Here is an 18712-nt window from a genome sequence, read left to right on the forward strand (position 1 = left end):
AAGAGTTTGGAAAGCTGAAAAACGTATATGGAGATATTGCAGCGTAAAGCCGGGGTCAGACCCGCCGGGTCTGACCCCAGAACTTGTTTTGGGGGTGAATTATAAAAAGACCAGAATCAATATGCTCTACGACGCTCTCGTAATAAAAAGCGAGCAGGATCCAAAGCAGCGGCCAATTGACTCTCCAGCGGCAGCGGCTCGCCCTCCAGCTGGCACGCCAGCAGCTCGGCCGCCAGCGGCGCCCAGATCAGGCCGCGCGAAGCGTAACCGAGCAAGCCAAACAGGCCAGGCCAGCGTGGTACGTCGCGCAGGCGCTCGCAGCGGCCCGGTATGCCCGGGTCGGGCAAGGCCCCCGCCAGCGGCAGGCGGTCCGGTGCCATGCAGCGAAAGCCCGTACGCCCGGCCAGCGGCGCGTCGAACGGAGCCACATCAAGGATGTCGGCGATCTTCCCGATATTATCTTCCTGGCTCGATGGGCGCAAGCTGGTGTCAGCGTCCGCATCGTAGCTGGCGCCCACGCAGACGACGCCCTCGTGCGCCGGCGTCATGTAGGCTTCGCGGCAGACGACGAACGGCAACGATGGCAAGCTGCCTTCGGCCAGGTGCGTGACCTGGCCGCGCACGGCGTCCAGCGGCAAGCCGGCCGCCTGTTCGAAATCCACGGCCCCCGTGCCCGCCGCCAGGATGACGGTGGGCGCCGCCGCGATCAGGGCGCCGTCCGCATCGCGCACCAGCCATTCCTGGTCGCCACGTTCCAGGCGCAGGGCGCTGCTGGAAAAGCGCCGCGTGAGCAAGGCGCCGCAGGCGTTCAGCATGGCCGCGCAGACGGAAGACGGGCGCGCCCAGCCGCCCTGCTCGAACCACCAGGCGCCATCGGGCGCCGGCGCGCCCAGCATGGCGGTCGCCTCGGGCGCTTCCAGCCAGCGGGCGAATTCATGCGGATACAGGCCGCTGGCGGCAATCTGCCGCTGCACCTGCGCATGCGCGCCGTCGCGCGCCAGGTGCAGCACGCCGCTTTGCACACCCTCGATGGCGGCGCCGATGCCGCCCAGGTCTTTCCAGCGGCTCAGCGAATACAGATAGGCGGCACGCACGAGGCGCGTGGCGATATTGTCGTCCTTCGACATCAGCGGCATGAAGATGCCAGCCAGGTTGCCCGACGCCTCGCTGGCCGGCTGCGCGTGGCGCTCGACCAGGGTCACCTTCCAGCCGCGCGCGGCCAGCCGTTCGCAGGCGGCCGCGCCGGCCACGCCCGCGCCGATGACGATGGCGCGGCGCTCGGGCACGGTGACGGCCGCATACTCTGCGCGCCGCGCATAAAACATGGCGCGCAAACGGCTCTCGTCGAAAACAAAACCATGCTTTTGCAGCGCCGCGCGCTGCGCCTCGTCCAGGTGCACGGCTTGCAGGCGGGCGCCGTCGACCATCAGGCGCGCCAGCACCGACGTGGCTGCCGGCACCCAGGCCAGGTGCACTTCATCGACTTGCGCCGACAATTGCGCCAGGCAGGCATCGGCCTCGCCGATCAATACATCGAGCGTAACGAGGCCATCGTGCGAAACCATGCGGTGCAGGCCCGGCACGCAAGGCGGCCACTGTGCGCGCCACTGCTCGGGCAAGTGGCGCGCATCGACGGGACGCGGCGCCAGCGCGATGTAGTGCAGGCGGCGGCCGCCATGCGCCGCACAGGCGGCGCGCAAGCGGGCGCCGTCAAAATCCGTGTCGAGCAGGACCAGTACGCGGCGCATCAGCGCCCCGCGCGGCAAAAGCAGGTGGGCGCATGGTCGTTGACCATGCCGATGCCCTGCATGTAGGCGTAGATGATGGTCGAGCCGACGAACTTGAAACCCAGCTTGAGCAAGTCTTTCGACAGTTTGTCGGACAAGGCCGTCTTGGCGGGAAATGCGCCCGGCTGCCAGCTGTTGACGATGGGCTGGCCATCGACATACGCCCACAAAAAGCTGTCCAGGGTCTGCCCTTGCGCGCGCAGGCGCAAATAGGCTTGCGCATTCGTGATGGCGGCCGCCACCTTCAGGCGGTTGCGCACGATGCCGGGGTCCGCCAGCAGTTGCGCCGCCTTGTCCGGGCCATACGCGGCGATCTTTTCCGCGTCCCATCCGTCGAAGGCGGCGCGGTAGGTGTCGCGCTTGTTGAGGATGGTTTCCCAGCTCAGGCCAGCCTGCGCGCCTTCGAGGTTCAGCATCTCAAACAGCCGGCGCTCGTCGTGGCAAGGTACGCCCCACTCCGTATCGTGATAGTCGAGATAGCGGGGATTGGCCGGATTGGCCCAGGCGCAGCGGGTAATATTCATGGTCGTGTTCTTCGTGTGCAGGCAAATGCCAGTATAGTTTATCGGCCGCGCAGGATGCGTCCCAATTCCTGCAGGCCGTGCACCATCTCGTCCGGGGGAATGGCCGCAAAGCCCAGCAGCAGCCCCGGCGGCGTGGCGCACTCGGACCCGGCCGCCGGATCGGCATAGTGGCCCAGCGGACGCAGTTCGATACCGCGTGCCAGGCCCGCGCGCGAGACCGTTTCTTCATCGTGGCCGGCGCGAAAATACGCACACAGTTCCAGGCCGCTGTCGGCCGGGCCGCACGCCAGCTGGTCGCCCAGTTCGCGCGCGATGCCGCGCACCAGCAGGTCGCGCCGCTCGGCATTGCTGTCGCGCGTGCGGCGGATATGGCGGCCAAAGTGTCCCTCGGCGATGAAGTCGGCCAGCGCCATCTGCGGCACGATGGCCGTGTGCCGGTCCATCACGGACTTGGCTTGCACCAGCGCGTCGGCCAGCGCGGGCGGCGCCACCATGTAGCCCAGACGCAGCCCGGGAAACAGCACCTTCGACAGGGTGCCCACGTAGACCACGCAGCCGGCCCGGTCCAGGCTTTGCAGCGAGGCCAGCGGCGCGCCCGCGTAGCGGTATTCGCTGTCGTAATCGTCCTCCACCAGCCACGCCTTGTGCTGCGCGGCCCAGGCCAGCAAGGCCAGGCGGCGGGGCAAGCTCATGCTCACGCCCAGCGGCATCTGGTGCGACGGCGTCACGTACGCCAGCTTCGCCTGCGGGCAATGCGCCACGCCGTACGCCACGTCCAGCCCCTGCGCATCGACGGGAACGGGAAACACGCGCGCGCCGGCCGCGCGCAGCGGGCCGCTGGCGCCCCGGTAGCCGGGCGACTCCATCCAGACCGGGTCGCCCGGCGCCAGCAAAATGGTCGACAGCAGGAATAGCGCCTGCTGCGAACCGGAGGTGATGACGATCTGCTGCGGCGTGCACTGGACCCCGCGCGACGCTTTCAGATACACGCACAGCAGCTCGCGCAGCGGCAGATAGCCGGCCGGGTCGCTGTAGCCGAAATGGTGGTCGGGACGGCGCCAGCGCCGCGCTTCCAGGCGGTTCCACACGTCGAACGGGAAATGGTCGATGCGCGGCATGCCGACACGGAAGGCGCGCAGCGGGCCACGGTGATATGCCACCTGGCGCATGGCCATCACCACGCCGTGGCCGCGTGCCGACAGGGGCCGCAGCAAGCCGGGCGCGGAGGCATCCGCCTCGGCCGCCGGCGCGGCCATGGGCACGTCGATGCTGACAAAAGTGCCGCGCCCCACGGCGCCATCGAGATAGCCTTCGGCCGTCAGAAGCGCATACGCATTGAGCACCGTCTGGCGCGACACGGCCAGCAGGCGGCAAAAGTCGCGCGTGGGCGGCAGCTGCATGCCGGGACTCATGCGGCCATCGAGGATGGCCGCCTTGATGGCCGCATACAGCTGGCGAAACAGCGGCTCGCTGGCGCCGCGCCGCAACGGCAAGGCGGCGATGATCTGGTTCAGGTGGGATGCAGGCATGGTGGCATTCTTGAATTGGTAGCCTCAATATAGCACTTATTGGATATTTTAAATAGCCAAGACTGGCGCTAAGATGGCGCATCCCCCTCTACCTCGCGGAGCACCCATGCATCAGTTTTTCGCCACCGTGGCCTGGCAGCGCGACGGCCAGGATTTTGCCGGCCAGCGCTACAGCCGCGGCCATGAATGGCAGTTCGACGGCGGCCTGACGGTAGCCGCCTCGTCGTCGCCCCTGTCCGTGCCGCTGCCCATGTCGGTGGCGGCAAATATCGATCCGGAAGAAGCGCTGGTAGCGGCCACGTCGAGCTGCCACATGCTGTTCTTCCTGTCGCTGGCAGCGCAGCGCGGCTACGTCATCGACGACTACCGCGACGACGCCGTCGGTGACCTGGGCAAGAATGCGGCAGGCCGCCTGGCCATGACGCGCATCGTGCTGCGTCCGCGCATCGCGTTTGCGGGAACGCCGCCCTCGCCCGAGGCGCTGGCGGCCCTGCACCACGACGCGCACGAACGCTGCTACATCGCCAATTCGCTGACAGCCGACGTGGTCGTGGAAGGAGCCGATTAAATGTACTCACCCGCCAGCTTTCGCGAAGAACGCCTAGAGGTGCTGCATGGCTTGATCGACGCGCATCCGCTGGGCGCGCTGGTGCGCCACGATGCCGATGGCTTGTGCGCCGATCATCTGCCGTTCGAGATCGCCGCGCCCACGCCCGAGGCGCCATTCGGCACCCTGCGCGCCCACGTGGCGCGCGCCAATCCGCTGTGGCGCGCCGCCGGCGGGAACGATGAAGCACTGGTGATTTTCCAGGGGCCGCACGCCTACATCACGCCCGCCTGGTACGCGGAAAAGCAGCGCAGCGGCAAGGAAGTACCGACCTTCAATTACGCGGTCGTGCATGCCCACGGCCCCGTGCGCGCCATCGACGACGCGGCGTGGCTGCTGGGATTGGTGGAACGGCTGACGGCGCGCCATGAGGCGGGACTAGCCGCGCCATGGCGGGTGAGCGATGCGCCGGCCGGCTATATCGAGAAACTCCTGAAAGCCATCGTCGGCATCGAAATCCCCCTCACGCGCATCACGGGCAAATGGAAGCTGGGCCAGAACCGCAGCATGCAGGACCAGGCCAGCATGGCGCATGGCCTGGCGCTGGAGAATCAGCCCGGCGCGGCGCAGGCGCTCGGCGCGCTGATCGCCGCCAACGTCACGCCAGCCAGCTGACGGCCGCCGAAAACGTCAGGAACGACAGCGCCGTCGAGACCAGGATGATGCGGGCGATGCGCGCCGTGTTCGCCCCGAAACGCTCCGACAGCAGCGAAACGTTGCTGGCGCTGGGCAGGCACGCCACCAGCACCATGCAGGTCAGCGCGAACGGATCGAGCGGCGCGCCCAGCGCGATGGCCGTGTGGCCGATGCCCCACACCAGCAGCGGATGCAGCAGCAGTTTTTTCAACGCCACGGGTACATATTCCCCCAGCGGCGCCGGGTCGGCCGTGCTCATTTGCGAACGGGCCAGCACGGCGCCGATGGTAAACAGGGCAACGGGCGAGGCGGCATCGGCCAGCAGGCCCACCGTCTGCGTCAACGGCTTGGGCAAGGCCAGTTCCAGCCACGACGACATGGCGCCCAGCACGATCGCCCACGGCATCGGATTGCCCAGCATGCCCTTCATGGCGTTGGCGACGGCGGCGCGGCTGCCGTGCGCGCCGCCGCTGCCGATGCGCGACAGGGCGATGCACAAGGAACTGGTAATCAACATGTCGACGACGATGGTGACGATGACGGGGCCCGAAGAACGGGGTCCCAGCAAGGTCAGTAGCAGCGGCACGCCCATGAAACCCGTATTCGGGAAGGCCGCCACCAGCGCGCCGAAGGCGGCGTTGTTCCAGTCGATGCGGTGGCTCAGGGTCATGGCCGTCGTGACGCCCACCATGATCAGGGCGCACAGCAAGTACACGCCGAACACGCTGGCGTCGAGCAGCTGCGCGATGGGCGTGGCGGCGCCAAAGCGGTACAACATGCACGGCAGCGCGAAGTACAGGACAAAACTGTTCAAGCCGCCGATGGCGGCCAGCGGCAGCAGTGTGCGCCGCACGGCCAGGTAGCCGCACAGCACCAGGGCGAAGAAGGGAAAGGTGATGGCGAGAATGGTCAGCATGAAACGCCATTGTAGCGCGCGTTACCGGCTGGCCGCCGGGCGCAAAAAAAGGCCGCTCGCGCGGCCCAAGGAGGTTTCGGGGAAAACGCCGCTGGCCGGCTAGGGCTTGAGCTGGGCGCGGATCTCGCCGGCCGGGTAGGCGGCGCTGTGCACGTTCACGTACAGGTTGCCGGCCTGGTAGCTCGCATACTGGGGCGGCGTCAGCATGGTGTTCGGCGGCACGGCAAACATGCCTTCGGCCGTTTTTACGAGCGGCACGATGACGGGGCCGTTGGCGCCCGCCGGCGCTTCATGGATATGCGCGACGGTGGCCACCATGCCCGTATAGCGCACGCCGCCGCTGACGCTGCGGTCTTGGGCGACGCGAATGGTGCTGCTGCCGCTGGCCGTGCTGGTATTGGCCGGTACTTCCTGCGCGCCCGTCAAGGTGACGTCATGGCCGCCCGGGTGATGCGGGCCGTGGGAACAGGCGCCCAGCAGGGCCGCCAGCGCCAGCACGGTGGCGGCGCGGCGAGCATATTGTGGCAATGTAGTCATCGCAGTACTCCTTCAACGGACATCGGGTCACGGATGGCGCCACACCCTGCACAGCCGGGCCTGCGCCGCACTTGAATTGCATAGTGCGACGGTAACGCCATGCCGTGCAGTCCGTCTTGCTTTGCGCCAAACTCGACGCACCTCCGCCAGCGCGTCTTCAGGCCAGATGCCCTTCCGCCACCCAGCCGCGGTTGGCGGCTGGCGCCTTCGGCTTGGGCGCGATACCGCTGCTTTTTTCCGCATCGAGGATGATGCTGCGCATGCTGTCGCTGGCGGCCGGCCCTGGCGCAAACGCGTAATACTCGTCATTGATGGGCAAGCCCGTCGTCGCGTCGACCAGCACCGGGTCGGCGGCCAGGCCCGTGTCGCGGCTGGCGATGACGAGGCTGGCGCCTTCCGGCGCGAAGTTTTCATTGCCCCAGGCGATAAACGCCAGCAAGACGGGCTTGAAGGCGCGCCCGGACTTGGTCAGCACATAATCGTAGCGGGGCGGCTTGGCGCAATACAGGCGGCGCGTCATCAAGCCGCCCTCCACCAGGTCGGCCAGGCGGCGCGTCAGGATGGTGGGTGCGATCTTGAGGCTTTTTTCAAATTCGTCGAAGCGCGTCTTGCCATAAAACGCTTCGCGCAGGATGAGGATGCTCCACCATTCACCCACCTTGCCCAGGCTGCGGGCAATCGGGCAAGGCAAATTATTAAAATTGGTATGTTTCATGGCCATCTCCTCACATTGATTCAGCACAACAATCGAAAGTATTTCAGTTGCAACACGGAAACTTAGTGACTATCATTTTGAAAGTGAGGTGCTTGCCCTTGCGGCGGGCTGAAAATACACGAAAACTCACACTTTCCTTGTTCAAGTACAATCATGGCTGGTTCTGCTCCCCCAATCCCGGTGCGAAAAACGGTGCCAGCCACGCCTTCCAGCGCTGCTGCCCACGCCCGTTTTTCACTCGATGCGTTCACGATGACCCCTTTGAAGCTTGCCGTACTGCCTGCCCTGCTCGCCCTGTCCCTTTGCCAGACCACCACCGCCGGTACCGCCGCTTCCGCAACGCTGCAGGCCACCTTCGTCGTGCAGGAAGCGTGCACCGTCGTCTCGCAGCGCGGCGGCACTCAGGTGCACTGCCAGCACAACACGCCCTATCTGCTGCACCAGCAGGCAACGCCATCGGGCGCCGGCCTCGTTACCATCACGTTCTAAAAATAAATCGTTGCCGTCACCGTGTCCTTGTAGTCGCCGGGGCGCGGCGACACCTGCGCCGGCACGCGGCCGTAAATCGTCAGCGGCACGCTGGCGCCCGTGCCCGTGTCAGTCACCATGCTCGTGCCCGCCGTACCATCGCCCCATGGCGCACCATCGAGGCTGGCTGACAGCAGGTAACTGACCTTGTCCGTCGTTAAGAGGTTTTTCATTTGCCGGTTGGCCACGTTGGCCGCCACGCTGCCGCCATTGAGGGCAATCTGGTAGGCGTTGTTATTCACGCAGCGCACCGACAAGGTGCTGGTGCTGCGCAAGTTGCCCGTCAGGATGGAGGCGTTGGCGAACGCCATCGGGCTGGCCGCGATGGTGCAGTCGTTGACGGCCGTGGCACTCACCGTGAAACCGAAGCTCCCGCTGGTGGCCGTGCAACCCTGCAGGTTGACGAGGCCATACGTCGTGTACGTGTAGGTGCCCACGCCGGCAAAGCTCGACGTATAGATGGTATTGGCATTGGCGACCGTGGGCACGGCGGCCAGGGCCGTGCCGGCAGGAATCTTGGCGTACACGGTAAAGGTGGTGGAATACGTACCGGGCGGGGCCAGCAAGCCGGCGGACAAGATCATGCCAAAAGTCGATGGCGCGCCCGCCACGCCGGCGCCGCCCCAGATCTTCGCCGTCGCATACGAATTGTCCACATACACGTTGTATTCCATGCGATTGCTACCGTTGCCCAGCTTGCGCGGCAGGGCCGACGTGGAATTCGTACCCAGTCCCAGCGAAATGCACACTTGCGCGTTGGGCGTGAGCAACTGCCCCAGATTCAGCGACGAAAACAGGCAGCTGAAGGTGCCCGTGGCCTGCGCCACGTAGTCGGTGCCGGAAATCGGGCTGACGGAGCCGAAATTGATATTCGTCATGCTGACCGTGCAGGTATCGGCCGCCTGCGCCCCACTGCCCCAGGCGCAGCCCAGCAGCAAGGTCAGCCATAGCAGCAGGCGGCGCATCAGCGTCCTCCCCCGGCGCCAGCGCAGCGCAACGGCCCGATCACGGGCAAGCCGCCCGCGGCCGGACGCACATACGCAAAGCCGACCGTGCACGCGCTGTCGCCCTCGCCCACTTGCAGCTGATTCTGTTCGCGCAGATCGTCGACGAAAATGATGCCGTCAAATCCCACGACCGTCTGCTTGCCGCTTTGCACATGCAGCACGGGCAAGCCCGTGGCCAGCGGCTTGCCATCGGCGCCTTGCACGATGACGGTGGCGGCGCTGTAGCGTTCGACGGGAAAGGCCGCCAGCACGCCGGCAAGGTGTTGCGGCACGACAGTCATATTGGTCACGGGCACGCGCGCGTCGACGTCGAGTTCATCCGTGGCGATGCTGATCTGGTTATTGCCATACGGATTCAAATTCGGCACCAGCAGATAGCCGCTCCTGCCCGTCACGCCGATCTGGCGATTTTCATGCAGCACAGGAATATTGCCCACGCCGCCAGTGGAGACCAGCGCAAAACCGTTGCCCACCTGACGCGCCGTCTCGACATGGCCATCCATCAGCACCAGCGCGCCGGCCGCGCCCAGCGAAGAGGCATTGCCCATGCTGCTGCTTTGCGTGCGCGCGCTCACGCGGCCGTCATTGCCCAGGTATTCCACTTGCGCTTGCCGGTAGGCATTGCCGCCAACCGTGCCAGCTTGCAAGTTCCAGCCAAAGCCGCCGCCAAAGTCCGCCGCGCGCTGCGCGCTGACGCTGCGGCCGCTCTCGCCGTTTTGCCGGCTGCCGCTCGTGCTGATGGACAGATTGTTGTCGAAGGCCATGCTCAGGCCGACATAAAATCCCCGCTTCTCGCGTTGCCGCAAATCCTGGAACAGGCTGGCGTTCAGGAACAGGCCGTGAAACAGGGTGGCCGAATAGCCCAGGGTAGCCAGCTTCGATGGCGGCGCGCCGGGCGTGCGGTAGCTGATATAGCTGCTGCTGATGCTGCTGCCCGCCGGCAAGGGCAAGCTCACGGTGATGCGGTCTGCCGCGCGCACCACGGGACTTCCGTCGCGCGAAGCCAGGTCGCCAAACCCGGCGCTGGCGCGCACGCTTTGCACGTCGACGCTGAAGCGCGGCCCCATGTACTGGTAGCCGGCGCCCAACTGCACGCCACGGCCATGGCCGGCGCTGGCCGACAGCGAGCCGCTGAGCACGCCCGCCTGGCCCAGCCGCACCAGCGCGCCCGCCCCCGCCTGATACAGGCCGGCAGCCAGTTCCGCATGGCCTTCGATGGTGAAGTTGTCGCTGACGCCGTGGCGGACGGAAGCGCTGGCAACGAGCTGGCGTTCATAGCCGAACAGGCGGCGGCCATAGTCGCGCCGCACGGCGCCCGCCTCGACCGAATAATCGCTCAAGCCGCTGGCCAGCATGCGCGTATCGACGTACAGGGGCAGCACGGTCGTCACGCTGCGCCCCAGGGCGTCGCGCGTGATGAGGGTGGCTTGCCCCGCGCCATTGATGCCGGCCACCTGGTTCAGCACGAACGGGCCGCTGGGCACGCTGGCAGCATATTGCTGCACGCCATTGACGTACAGGCTCAGCGACGAGGGCACGAGCGCCGTGCCATCGACGGAGGCGACGGGAAAGGTCAGCAGGTCGGGACGCAGCTGGAAATTCTTGCGCCACTGTACGCCGCCCACGCGCACGGCGCGGCTCCAGCTGAGCGAAGACGAAATCAGGTCGCCCACTTGCCACGTTTGCAGGGTCTCGGGGTCGGCATGGCTCCAGAAGGTGTCAAAGCGCATGTACTTGCGCTGGTCCGACCCCAGGTTCACGGTGCCGGTATTGCTGAACACGCCGCTGTCATTGAAATAGCGCAAGTCGTTGAAGATGGCGGCGCGCCGCGTCCGGCCCAGTTCCGCATAGGCTTCGTAATTGAGGACGGCGCCGGGCGTGACGCTCGACGGCGGCGTCTGCGGGGCCAGGCGCGCGTTGATGCGATACGGCGAACGCAAGTCGTCCGCCACCTGCAACGACACGCTCTGGCGCGCCGCATCATAGTCATAGCTGAGTCCGGGAATCGCATCGAGCGCCACCTCGGTCTGACCGGGTGCGGACAGGCGCGCCGGGTCCAGCCCCAGCTGCTGCAGGTTCGCCACACTGCTGCGCAAGCCTTTGCCCACCTGGGTAAAGCGCAAGATCAGCCCGGTTGATTCAGCATTCACAGTCACCTCCAGATACAGTTCATTCGGCGCCATCGGATCGCTCGGCAAGCTGGCCGGACCCGGATCGGCGCCCGTCTCGGCGGCAGATCCATCGGCCCTGGCCCCCGGTGCCATGGCCAGCAACAGCAACAGCAAGGATGCCAGTGCGCGTCTCATGGTTTAACCCGGTTCGCGGCAAGCCCGCCCGCCATGGCGGCCCAGTTCAAGGTATCTAATTCGTGGCAACGAGCGCCTTTGCATTCACGTTTGCCGCAATACTCAACGGTCCATCCAGTTCAGCCTCGCTGGCGACGGGCAGGCGCCATACGCGCATGCGTGCCGCCAGGACATAGCCAAACAGCCCCTTGCTGACGACAAATTCCTTGCCCGCCTGGTTCGTCAACGTCATCGCACCGATCTGCGCATGGAAATTGCCGCTGTTCTTGACGCGCAACATCCACTCACCCCGCTCGCGAAAGACTTGCCAGTCGAGTATTTCCTTGCCCGGCGCACCGGCCGGCAGCACGAACACGGGCACCGAGTAGCGCAGGCGGATATCGACGCCGCTGCGGCCCGCCGCATCCTCGCGGCTGACTTCATCGATGAGCACGCGATACGTTTTTTCCTGCGCGACGGGGCCAGCCTGGGCACGCACGAGGCGGATGGTCTGCCGGCTGTTGGCGGCGATTTCGACGATGGGCGGACTGGCCACCAGTTCCTGTGTCGGCGCCAAGGTTTCCTCGCCATCGCGCTGCTCCCAGGCGAACACCCGCACCTGCCCGTAGATGGGCTGGTCGCCGAGGTTTTGCAGGCTGATGCCGGCCGCATTCTGTGGGGCGCGCAAATTGAGCGTCACCGGCGAAATCTGCAGATTGGCGCCGTGCGCACCCGCCGCACAGCAAGCCAGCAGCGCCAGCACGCTTTTCATCAGGAAAACAGTACCGGCCTTCACGCAGCGCCTGGCTTAAAAGTACACGGTGGCCGTGATGGTCGACTTGTAGGTATCGGGCGCCGGCGTCGCCTGCGGCGGAATATTGCCGTACACCGTGATCGGCTGCGATGAGCCGTTGCCGGTGCCGCCGACGGTATTCGTGCCCTGGGTATCGCCCCACAAGGTGCTGCCGGCCGTCTGGTACAGATTGAATTGCACCGTCCCCAGGTTGCCGCCCGTGCCGCTCATATAGCGCGTGGTGCCGCTCGATCCCGTGCCCGAGCCGGCCGTCAAGCCCACGTTATACAGCGTGGTATTGGTGCAGGTGACGTTCACGGTCGTATTGACGTTCACGGCAGTAGCCAGTACACCCTGACTTTGGCCAAAGTCGAGATTGGCCGCCGCGATGGTGCAGTTGGCGATGATTTTCAGGGTGACGTCAAAGGTGGTGGTGGCGTTGCCGTTCAGATATACGGCGGCGTCGGCGTCACGCGGCAGGAGCGACGTGGCGGCAACCGCCACGCTGGCGGCAACGATAAGGCGGGGAAAAATAACTCGCAACATGATACCTCCTGATGATGGAACATCATTAATGAGCCCACCAATATGAGGGGCGTCGAGGATAGTCACGGTATTGCCGGCGTTTTCTTGGGCACGCAAACCAGGACGACAAAATACTTGTGCCGAGAGTCAGGAACCTGGGGACTCCGGCATTGTTTGCAGCATTTGCAAAACAGATTTTTTTGCAATCGACATTGCTTAAAATCAATGCATGAGTGGATTATTGGCGATCTGGGAAATCCGCGCTTCTTCTGGCGGAGAAACATCTTTTGAAATACGAGAAAAGCAGAAAAAAAAGAAAAAGCGAGGCATAATAAGCCACAACTTGCTATTTGGTTAAGTCATCCATGCCATGCCATTGACCAGCGAAACCGTCAAAAAGAATATCCTGCTCGTGGACGATTCCGCGTTCGAGCAGCGCATGCTGATGGAGCTGCTCAGCGAGCAGCCCTACCGCTTCAGCATTGCCTTCAACGGCTACCAGGGCTACCAGCTGGCATTGGCCACGCATCCCGACCTGATACTGCTCGACGTGCGCATGCCCGAGATGGATGGCTACACGGCGTGCCGTTTGCTCAAGGCCAATCCCGAGACGGAAGAGATTCCCGTGATCTTTCTCAGCGGCGCCGATGCCGCCAAGGAACGCGTCATGGGCTTGCAGGTGGGCGGCGTCGACTACATTTCCAAGCCCTTCCTGCCGGAAGAACTGGCCGCACGCATCCATATCCACCTGGGTTTGATGCGTAAAAGCAACAGTACCTTGCCGGCCGCGCCCCTGGTCAGCGACCGGCAGCAACATCCGGACCTCGTGTTCGTCAATGCCGTCAAACAACTGATTCTCGACAACCTGGGCAGCCTGCCCAACCTGTCCGACATCTCCCGCAGCGTGGGCACCTACCGCGAAAAGCTGACCCTGATGTTCCGCGAGCAGACAGGCATGACGGTCTTCGCCTTCATCCGCGAAGCGCGCATCGCCCGCGGCGTGGAATTGCTGCAGCAGACGGAAATCGACGTGCAGGATATCGCCCTGCTGATCGGCTTTCACAACGCAGGCAACTTTGCCACGGCCTTCCGCGAACGCATGGGCGTCACGCCCAGCGCCTACCGCCAGCGCCTGCATGAGCAGACGGGGCAGCGGCAGGCGACTGGCTAGAACTTGTAATTCAGCTTGAGCGAGGCGAAGCGCCCGCGCGGATCGGCCTGCGTATAGTCGAAGCCCGAAGCCGAGTAATCCCACGGCGCGCGCTTGTTGGCCAGGTTCTGCACGATGAAGGTGACGTTCGCCTTTGGCGTGACCTGCCAGCTGGTGGTGACGTCGAAGGTGCTGAAGGCCGCCACGGATTCATCCAGGTGCGTATTCTGCGCATAACTGCCCACGTAATTCCAGGTGAGCGTGGACGACCACTTGCCCTGCTCCCAGGTGGCCGACGTGACGCCGCGCCATTTCGGAATCGAACCGAAATAATTCGTGCCGGCGCCATCGGTCAGCGGCGCGCCATCCGACAGCGGTTCGGCAAAGCGCAGCACGCGGCTCAGCTGACCGGCCAGGGTCAGCTTGCCCCAATCCTTGTCGACGAAGCGCTGGCGCAGGTCCAGGTCGATGCCCGACACTTCGCGCTGGCCCTGGTTGCGGTACTGGCGATACAGGGTCGTGATGCGGCCATCGGCGTCGCGCGTGATCTTCTGCGGCGCCGACGCTTCGTTGGCGAGGGTGGTGGTGGCGCTTTCCGTGCCGATCACGCCATCTTGCTTGATGCGGTAGTAATCGAGGCCGATGCTCGAACTGCTGGTCGGCGACACCACCACGCCCAGGTTCAGGTTATTCGACCGTTCCGGACGCAGCGCCGTATTGGCGATGGTAATGGCCGTCACGCCGCGCGTCTGCGTGGGCGTGATCGGGTCGCGCGGATCGAGCACGCTGACATAGCTGACGGCCGTACTTTGCGTGATTTCCGGCAGCGACGGCGCACGGAAGCCGCGCGACACGGTGCCGCGCACCAGCAGCCACGGCGCCGCCTGGTAGCGCGCGCTGGCTTTCGGCGAAAACGCATTGCCGAAATCGCTGTAATGGTCGGCGCGGCCCGCCAGGTTGACGGACAGGTCTTTCACGACGGGCACGTTGAATTCGGCAAACAGGGCCGACACGCTGCGCGAACCGTTGATGATGTTGATGGCCGGGCGCAGCTCCGTGCCCGACAGCACGGCCGTCGAGGTTTGCGAATCCATCTTTTCGCGGCGCCACTGGGCGCCGGCGGCAAAGCCCAGCGGACCGGCCGCCAATTGCCACAGGTCTTTCGCGGCCGAGAAATCGACGGTGTCGAGAGTCGACTCGGCCGGACGCAGGGTCGACAGGCGCAGGCGGTTGCGCACGGTTTCGCTGTTTTGCGACTGGTCGAAGAAGTTATAGCTGCCGTCAGCCAGCACCTTCTGGAATTCGTAGCGGTTGACGAAGTTCTGCACGGTTTCTTCCAGCTTGCTGCTCGAGTGCCCCACGGCCGCATCCCAGTCCCAGCCCGCCAGCGTGCCTTTCACGCCCGCCAGCGCGCGGTAGAACGTGACCTTGTCCTGCTTCAGGCGCGGCCCCAGGTCGAACAGGGTGGCCGTGAACGGCAAGGGCGTGGCGCCCGGATTGTTCGGATGGCCCACGGGCAGCACGACGGGAATCGTGTCGAGCGCCTGCGTGGCGTTGTTCCACACGCGCGTGGCATTGTTGACGGTGAGCGGCGCGCTGAAGGTCTGGTCGGCGCGCGAATAGCTGTGCAGCAAATCAACGTACGCTTCCGTGTCCGCATTCAGTTTGAAGGTGGCGCGCGCGGCCGTGTGCACGCGCTGGATGCCGGGTATCAGGGTTTTATATGGCGACGGGTTATACGCCAGCACCTGCCCCGTCTTGCCGGGCGAGATGTCGCCATAATTGACCAGTTCCAGCGGGCTGCGCACGCCGCCCAGGGTTCGCGTGGGGTCGCTGCCCGCATAATTGGTGGCGACCCAGCCCAGCGCGCCACGCTGCTGCTTGCGGAAATCCGCGTCGCGCATCCACGCCACGTCGCTTTGCTGCAGCTTGTCGCGCTGCTGCGCGTCGATCGAGAAGACCAGACTGTAGCCGTCTTCCTCGAGCTTGCCGAAACCCGTCTGCAGCGCCGCGCTCTTTTCATGCTGGCCCGTGCCTTCGGTCGAGCCGCCCCACTGCGCCGTGATGTCCGTGCCCGTGAATTCCTTGTACAGGATGATGTTGACGACGCCGGCCACGGCGTCGGAACCGTAGATGGACGAAGCGCCATCCTTGAGCACCTCGATGCGCTGCACGGCCGCCATCGGCAGGCTGTTCAGGTCGACAAAGGTTTCCTGCAGATTTTGCGCCGTCGCATAGCTGGCCACGCGCTTGCCGTTCACCAGGATCAGGGTATTTTTCTGGCCGATGCCGCGCAGCGACAGGCCCGACGTGCCGGCCGAGAAACTGCCCGTATATTGTTCGTTATAGCTGTTGCCGCTGTTGGCGGAAATGGCGCGCAGCACATCCGACACGCTGGTCTTGCCGCTGGCTTTCAATTCCTTGGCCGTGATGACCTGCACGGCGCTGGCGCCCTCCTTTTCGCTGACGCGGATATTCGATCCGGTGACGTTGACGCGCAGCATGTCGTCCTCGGCGTGGGCGATGCTGGAGACGGCGGGAAAGGCGGCGGCGATGGCAAGACTGATGGCGAGTGGTTTGAACATGGTTTCCTCTTATTGGGATTGCAGCCTTTTTCAGATAAAAAAGGCCGAGCAGGGGCACGCGGACCGGATGGGCCTGCGGGCAAAACGACGACGGGGGATGAAGGAATTACGGGATGCGTGGACGGGCACGCATCGGCATCCACTGCGCCATGCATTGCATGGTCAGCTGGTGCCGGGCGGCGTAAAAACAGGCAGAAAGGGTAAAGCGCAACATAAAAGACACCGGTAAGCGGGGAAAGGCCACTATATCCCGGTGTCTTTATGGGGTGAACGAATTAAAAATTGAATGTATATACGATTTGGATCTAAGGACTTGGTTTTTGGCAATATCAGGTGTCGGCCAGCGCCTGCGGCATGGCCGCCGCGCGGCGTGCCTGCACGTTCCACCAGTACCAGGAAATGACGGCGTTGACCCAGTAGGCCGCATACAGCACGGCCGTCAGGTGCAGGCCGCGGCTGTAGTAGAGCGGCACGGCCACCGTGTTGACCAGCAGCCAGAAAGCCCACGTCTCGATGCGCCGGCTCATCAGCAGGAATTGCGCGATGATGCTAAATACCAACACCGCCGAATCGATGAACGGTGCGTAGGCATTCGTGAAACGGTGCAGCAGCATGCCGTAGATCACCACGGAGGCGATGCCGGCCGGCACCACCCAGGCCAGGCTGCGCCAGCCCGTGCGCGTGATCGGCAAGGGCTGGCCACCGGCGCCGCGCCGCCATTGCAGCCAGCCGATGACGCAGGTGACGATGAAAAACAGCTGCAGCATCACGTCGGCGTACAGGTTGACCTGGAAAAACAGCACGGCAAACAGCACGCAGCCGACGATGCCGATCCACCAGGAATGAATGTTGTTGCGTCCGGCCAGGACGATGGAGGCAGTCATCAAGACATTGGCGGCGATTTCGAGCGGGGGAGTCAAGCGGATTTCCTTGGAATGAAGGCACGCCGCCACTATAGCCCATTTGATATCCGCAACCCGCCAAGCACTGCTTGACTTCCGTGGCCATTCTGGCAAATTGGGAAGCACTAGCCCCTGAACCACTGCGGAGATGTCCATGCGCTTGCGCCACGTGCTGCTTGCGGCAACACTGCTCGGCAGCGTCCTGCCCGCCCTGGCGTGCCGCATGACGATGGCGCTCGAGCAGTGGCCGCCGTACGTCTACCGCGACGCCCAGGGCGGTTATACGGGGCTGGACCTGGAACTGCTGCGCGCCATCTTCAAGGAAGCGCACTGCACCCTGGTCACCTTGCCGGAATTGCCGACGGCGCGGCGCCAGCTGCTGTTCCAGAAAGGGGGACTGGATCTGATGCCTGCCGCGTCCGACACGTTGGAACGCCACGCGTATGCGCGTTTCAGCGTCAGCTACCGCGATGAAACCGTCGGTGTCTTCGGCAAGGCCGGCGCGCCCGCCGTGCCGCACCACGCCGGCAGCTTCGCGCAACTCGCGCGCGGCAAGTCCACCCTGCTGGCGCCCAAGGTGGGCTGGTATGGGGCAGACTATGCGGCGGCCCGTCCGGCGCTGGAAAAGAATGGCCGCCTGAATACCTTCGGCAGCTTCCGGCAAGGCATCCTCATGCTCGACGCGGGCCGCGCCGACCTGCTGCTGGGCGACGTGCTGGCCGTGCGCCACGAAGCGCGCCAGCAGGGTGTTGCCTTGAGCACCCTGCCCTTCCTGGCCTTGCGCGCACCCGTGCACCTGATGCTCAATGCGCGCACGACCAGCGCCGCCGACCTGGCGCAACTGAACGCCGCCATCACGCGCCTGGAACAGCGCGGCGTGCTGGCGGCGATACGCAACAGCTACGCAGCGCCGTAGCGGCAATCAGCCCTTGGCAGCCGCTTCCAGGATTTCCAGCTTGGTTTCGCGGCCATTCTTTTGCACGCCCTGCGCCTTGTCGTAGCTTTCGATCAGGGCGCGATACGGCGGCACGATATGGTCCGTCATGATGGCGGCGAATTCCATCGCATCGGCGCGGTTCCAGGTGCTCATCACTTCAGCCAGCACGGCATACGTGTCGATCGGCACGGCGCCCGCCTGCGTCACGCGCGCCATGGTGATGTCGGTGGCCATCTTCGACCAGTTGCCCGAGGCGTCGATGATGGCAAACACCTTGTAGCCGGCCGCCAGCGCGCTGATGGTGGGGAAAGCCATGCACACGCTGGTGAGCGTGCCGGCGATCAGCAAGGTCTTGCGGCCCGTCTTTTCAATCGCTTCGACCCAGGCCGGATTGTCCCAGGCGTTGATCTGGCCCGTGCGCGGGATATAGACGGCTTCCGGGTTGAAATGGTGGATTTCCGGGATCAAGGGACCGTTCGGGCCGTCGGGCACGGAAGCGGTGGTAAACGTCGGCATGTTCGCCAGGCGGGACAGCTTGGCCAGCGCCGTGACGTGGCCGCGCAGCACGTGCTGCTCGATGTCGCGCACCAGCTGGAACAAGCCGCTCTGGTGGTCGATCAGCAGCATGACGGCGTCGTCGGGATCGATCATCGGTGGCAAACCTTGGAAGTTGGCGGGGGTGCTCATGGTGGTCTCCTGAAAAACCGTGCCGCGGGATGCGGCACGGGTACTACACAAATTCGCTACAC

At 64.7% G+C, this 18712-nt stretch carries 18 protein-coding genes; 5 read left to right on the top strand and 13 right to left on the bottom strand.

The window, feature by feature from the left end:
• Positions 1-116 precede the first annotated feature (116 nt).
• From mnmC to ASN89_RS16295, 3 genes are read right to left on the bottom strand one after another with little or no spacing between them, the layout of a single operon-like run.
• The gene (mnmC, locus tag ASN89_RS16285) at positions 117-1748 is read right to left on the bottom strand and encodes an FAD-dependent 5-carboxymethylaminomethyl-2-thiouridine(34) oxidoreductase MnmC (protein WP_058050046.1); all 1632 of its coding nucleotides are present in this window, start codon (positions 1746-1748) and stop codon (positions 117-119) included.
• A complete protein-coding gene (locus ASN89_RS16290) occupies positions 1748-2311 on the bottom strand; it encodes a DNA-3-methyladenine glycosylase I (RefSeq protein WP_046682161.1) in 564 nt (187 codons plus the stop codon). The genes mnmC and ASN89_RS16290 overlap by 1 nt, the downstream gene beginning before the upstream one ends.
• Before the next feature lie 38 nt (positions 2312-2349).
• The gene (locus ASN89_RS16295) at positions 2350-3840 is read right to left on the bottom strand and encodes a PLP-dependent aminotransferase family protein (RefSeq protein ID WP_058050008.1); all 1491 of its coding nucleotides are present in this window, start codon (positions 3838-3840) and stop codon (positions 2350-2352) included.
• Positions 3841-3946: 106 nt separating this feature from the next.
• On the opposite strand from ASN89_RS16295, the gene ASN89_RS16300 reads away from it, so the two are divergent.
• Both ASN89_RS16300 and ASN89_RS16305 read left to right on the top strand, forming a co-directional pair.
• On the top strand, positions 3947-4408 hold the full coding sequence (locus ASN89_RS16300; protein WP_046682159.1) for an OsmC family protein: 462 nt from the start codon (positions 3947-3949) through the stop codon (positions 4406-4408).
• A complete protein-coding gene (locus tag ASN89_RS16305; protein ID WP_058050009.1) occupies positions 4409-5062 on the top strand; it encodes an FMN-binding negative transcriptional regulator in 654 nt (217 codons plus the stop codon).
• On the opposite strand, the gene ASN89_RS16310 is transcribed toward ASN89_RS16305, so the two are convergent.
• The 3 genes from ASN89_RS16310 to ASN89_RS16320 form a co-directional block, all read right to left on the bottom strand.
• The gene (locus ASN89_RS16310) at positions 5046-5999 is read right to left on the bottom strand and encodes an AEC family transporter (protein WP_058050010.1); all 954 of its coding nucleotides are present in this window, start codon (positions 5997-5999) and stop codon (positions 5046-5048) included. The genes ASN89_RS16305 and ASN89_RS16310 overlap by 17 nt on opposite strands.
• 99 nt (positions 6000-6098) lie before the next feature.
• Complete coding sequence (locus ASN89_RS16315; RefSeq protein WP_058050011.1) at positions 6099-6536, bottom strand: CHRD domain-containing protein; 438 nt, start codon at positions 6534-6536, stop codon at positions 6099-6101.
• Positions 6537-6693: 157 nt separating this feature from the next.
• Positions 6694-7251: a winged helix-turn-helix transcriptional regulator gene (locus tag ASN89_RS16320; protein ID WP_034753667.1), complete on the bottom strand. Its 558-nt coding sequence runs from the start codon at positions 7249-7251 to the stop codon at positions 6694-6696.
• A gap of 252 nt (positions 7252-7503) precedes the next feature.
• Between ASN89_RS16320 and ASN89_RS16325 the strand changes: the two genes are divergently transcribed.
• Positions 7504-7740 (top strand): hypothetical protein, encoded by a 237-nt coding sequence (locus ASN89_RS16325; protein ID WP_058050012.1) that lies wholly within the window; start codon positions 7504-7506, stop codon positions 7738-7740.
• Here the strand turns inward: ASN89_RS16325 and ASN89_RS16330 are convergent.
• From ASN89_RS16330 to ASN89_RS16345, 4 genes are read right to left on the bottom strand one after another with little or no spacing between them, the layout of a single operon-like run.
• Complete coding sequence (locus ASN89_RS16330; protein WP_058050013.1) at positions 7737-8744, bottom strand: spore coat protein U domain-containing protein; 1008 nt, start codon at positions 8742-8744, stop codon at positions 7737-7739. The genes ASN89_RS16325 and ASN89_RS16330 overlap by 4 nt on opposite strands.
• The gene (locus tag ASN89_RS16335) at positions 8744-11092 is read right to left on the bottom strand and encodes a fimbria/pilus outer membrane usher protein (RefSeq protein WP_058050014.1); all 2349 of its coding nucleotides are present in this window, start codon (positions 11090-11092) and stop codon (positions 8744-8746) included. The genes ASN89_RS16330 and ASN89_RS16335 overlap by 1 nt, the downstream gene beginning before the upstream one ends.
• Before the next feature lie 55 nt (positions 11093-11147).
• Positions 11148-11867: a molecular chaperone gene (locus ASN89_RS16340; protein WP_235501994.1), complete on the bottom strand. Its 720-nt coding sequence runs from the start codon at positions 11865-11867 to the stop codon at positions 11148-11150.
• Positions 11868-11879: 12 nt separating this feature from the next.
• A complete protein-coding gene (locus tag ASN89_RS16345) occupies positions 11880-12410 on the bottom strand; it encodes a spore coat U domain-containing protein (protein WP_058050016.1) in 531 nt (176 codons plus the stop codon).
• Positions 12411-12759: 349 nt separating this feature from the next.
• On the opposite strand from ASN89_RS16345, the gene ASN89_RS16350 reads away from it, so the two are divergent.
• Positions 12760-13560 (top strand): response regulator, encoded by an 801-nt coding sequence (locus ASN89_RS16350; RefSeq protein WP_058050017.1) that lies wholly within the window; start codon positions 12760-12762, stop codon positions 13558-13560.
• On the opposite strand, the gene ASN89_RS16355 is transcribed toward ASN89_RS16350, so the two are convergent.
• The gene (locus ASN89_RS16355) at positions 13557-16124 is read right to left on the bottom strand and encodes a TonB-dependent receptor (protein WP_058050018.1); all 2568 of its coding nucleotides are present in this window, start codon (positions 16122-16124) and stop codon (positions 13557-13559) included. The genes ASN89_RS16350 and ASN89_RS16355 overlap by 4 nt on opposite strands.
• Before the next feature lie 329 nt (positions 16125-16453).
• Positions 16454-17044 (bottom strand): nicotinamide riboside transporter PnuC, encoded by a 591-nt coding sequence (pnuC, locus tag ASN89_RS16360; RefSeq protein ID WP_082654610.1) that lies wholly within the window; start codon positions 17042-17044, stop codon positions 16454-16456.
• A 136-nt stretch (positions 17045-17180) separates the two neighbouring features.
• Here pnuC and ASN89_RS16365 point away from each other — a divergent pair, with 136 nt between their 5' ends.
• Positions 17181-17942, top strand: a complete 762-nt coding sequence (locus ASN89_RS16365; protein ID WP_058050048.1) for a substrate-binding periplasmic protein — start codon at positions 17181-17183, stop codon at positions 17940-17942.
• Positions 17943-17948: 6 nt separating this feature from the next.
• Here ASN89_RS16365 and ASN89_RS16370 read toward each other — a convergent pair whose 3' ends face one another.
• On the bottom strand, positions 17949-18650 hold the full coding sequence (locus ASN89_RS16370) for an isochorismatase family protein (RefSeq protein ID WP_200969059.1): 702 nt from the start codon (positions 18648-18650) through the stop codon (positions 17949-17951).
• Positions 18651-18712 lie beyond the last annotated feature (62 nt).

The sequence above is a fragment of the Janthinobacterium sp. Ant5-2-1 genome (genome assembly GCF_001445815.1).
GTDB classification, from domain to species: Bacteria; Pseudomonadota; Gammaproteobacteria; order Burkholderiales; family Burkholderiaceae_D; genus Janthinobacterium; species Janthinobacterium lividum_E.

Bases quoted from the DNA above. Each gene is read 5' to 3' on its own strand.
- ASN89_RS16365 (WP_058050048.1), top strand. From the start codon at position 17,181: ATGCGCTTGCGCCACGTGCTGCTTGCGGCAACACTGCTCGGCAGCGTC.
- ASN89_RS16295 (WP_058050008.1), bottom strand. From the start codon at position 3,840: ATGCCTGCATCCCACCTGAACCAGATCATCGCCGCCTTGCCGTTGCGG.
- ASN89_RS16350 (WP_058050017.1), top strand. From the start codon at position 12,760: ATGCCATTGACCAGCGAAACCGTCAAAAAGAATATCCTGCTCGTGGAC.
- ASN89_RS16305 (WP_058050009.1), top strand. From the start codon at position 4,409: ATGTACTCACCCGCCAGCTTTCGCGAAGAACGCCTAGAGGTGCTGCAT.
- ASN89_RS16315 (WP_058050011.1), bottom strand. From the start codon at position 6,536: ATGACTACATTGCCACAATATGCTCGCCGCGCCGCCACCGTGCTGGCG.
- ASN89_RS16310 (WP_058050010.1), bottom strand. From the start codon at position 5,999: ATGCTGACCATTCTCGCCATCACCTTTCCCTTCTTCGCCCTGGTGCTG.
- ASN89_RS16330 (WP_058050013.1), bottom strand. From the start codon at position 8,744: ATGCGCCGCCTGCTGCTATGGCTGACCTTGCTGCTGGGCTGCGCCTGG.
- mnmC (WP_058050046.1), bottom strand. From the start codon at position 1,748: ATGCGCCGCGTACTGGTCCTGCTCGACACGGATTTTGACGGCGCCCGC.
- ASN89_RS16355 (WP_058050018.1), bottom strand. From the start codon at position 16,124: ATGTTCAAACCACTCGCCATCAGTCTTGCCATCGCCGCCGCCTTTCCC.
- ASN89_RS16290 (WP_046682161.1), bottom strand. From the start codon at position 2,311: ATGAATATTACCCGCTGCGCCTGGGCCAATCCGGCCAATCCCCGCTAT.
- ASN89_RS16370 (WP_200969059.1), bottom strand. From the start codon at position 18,650: ATGAGCACCCCCGCCAACTTCCAAGGTTTGCCACCGATGATCGATCCC.
- ASN89_RS16320 (WP_034753667.1), bottom strand. From the start codon at position 7,251: ATGAAACATACCAATTTTAATAATTTGCCTTGCCCGATTGCCCGCAGC.
- ASN89_RS16335 (WP_058050014.1), bottom strand. From the start codon at position 11,092: ATGAGACGCGCACTGGCATCCTTGCTGTTGCTGTTGCTGGCCATGGCA.
- ASN89_RS16300 (WP_046682159.1), top strand. From the start codon at position 3,947: ATGCATCAGTTTTTCGCCACCGTGGCCTGGCAGCGCGACGGCCAGGAT.
- ASN89_RS16325 (WP_058050012.1), top strand. From the start codon at position 7,504: ATGACCCCTTTGAAGCTTGCCGTACTGCCTGCCCTGCTCGCCCTGTCC.
- ASN89_RS16345 (WP_058050016.1), bottom strand. From the start codon at position 12,410: ATGTTGCGAGTTATTTTTCCCCGCCTTATCGTTGCCGCCAGCGTGGCG.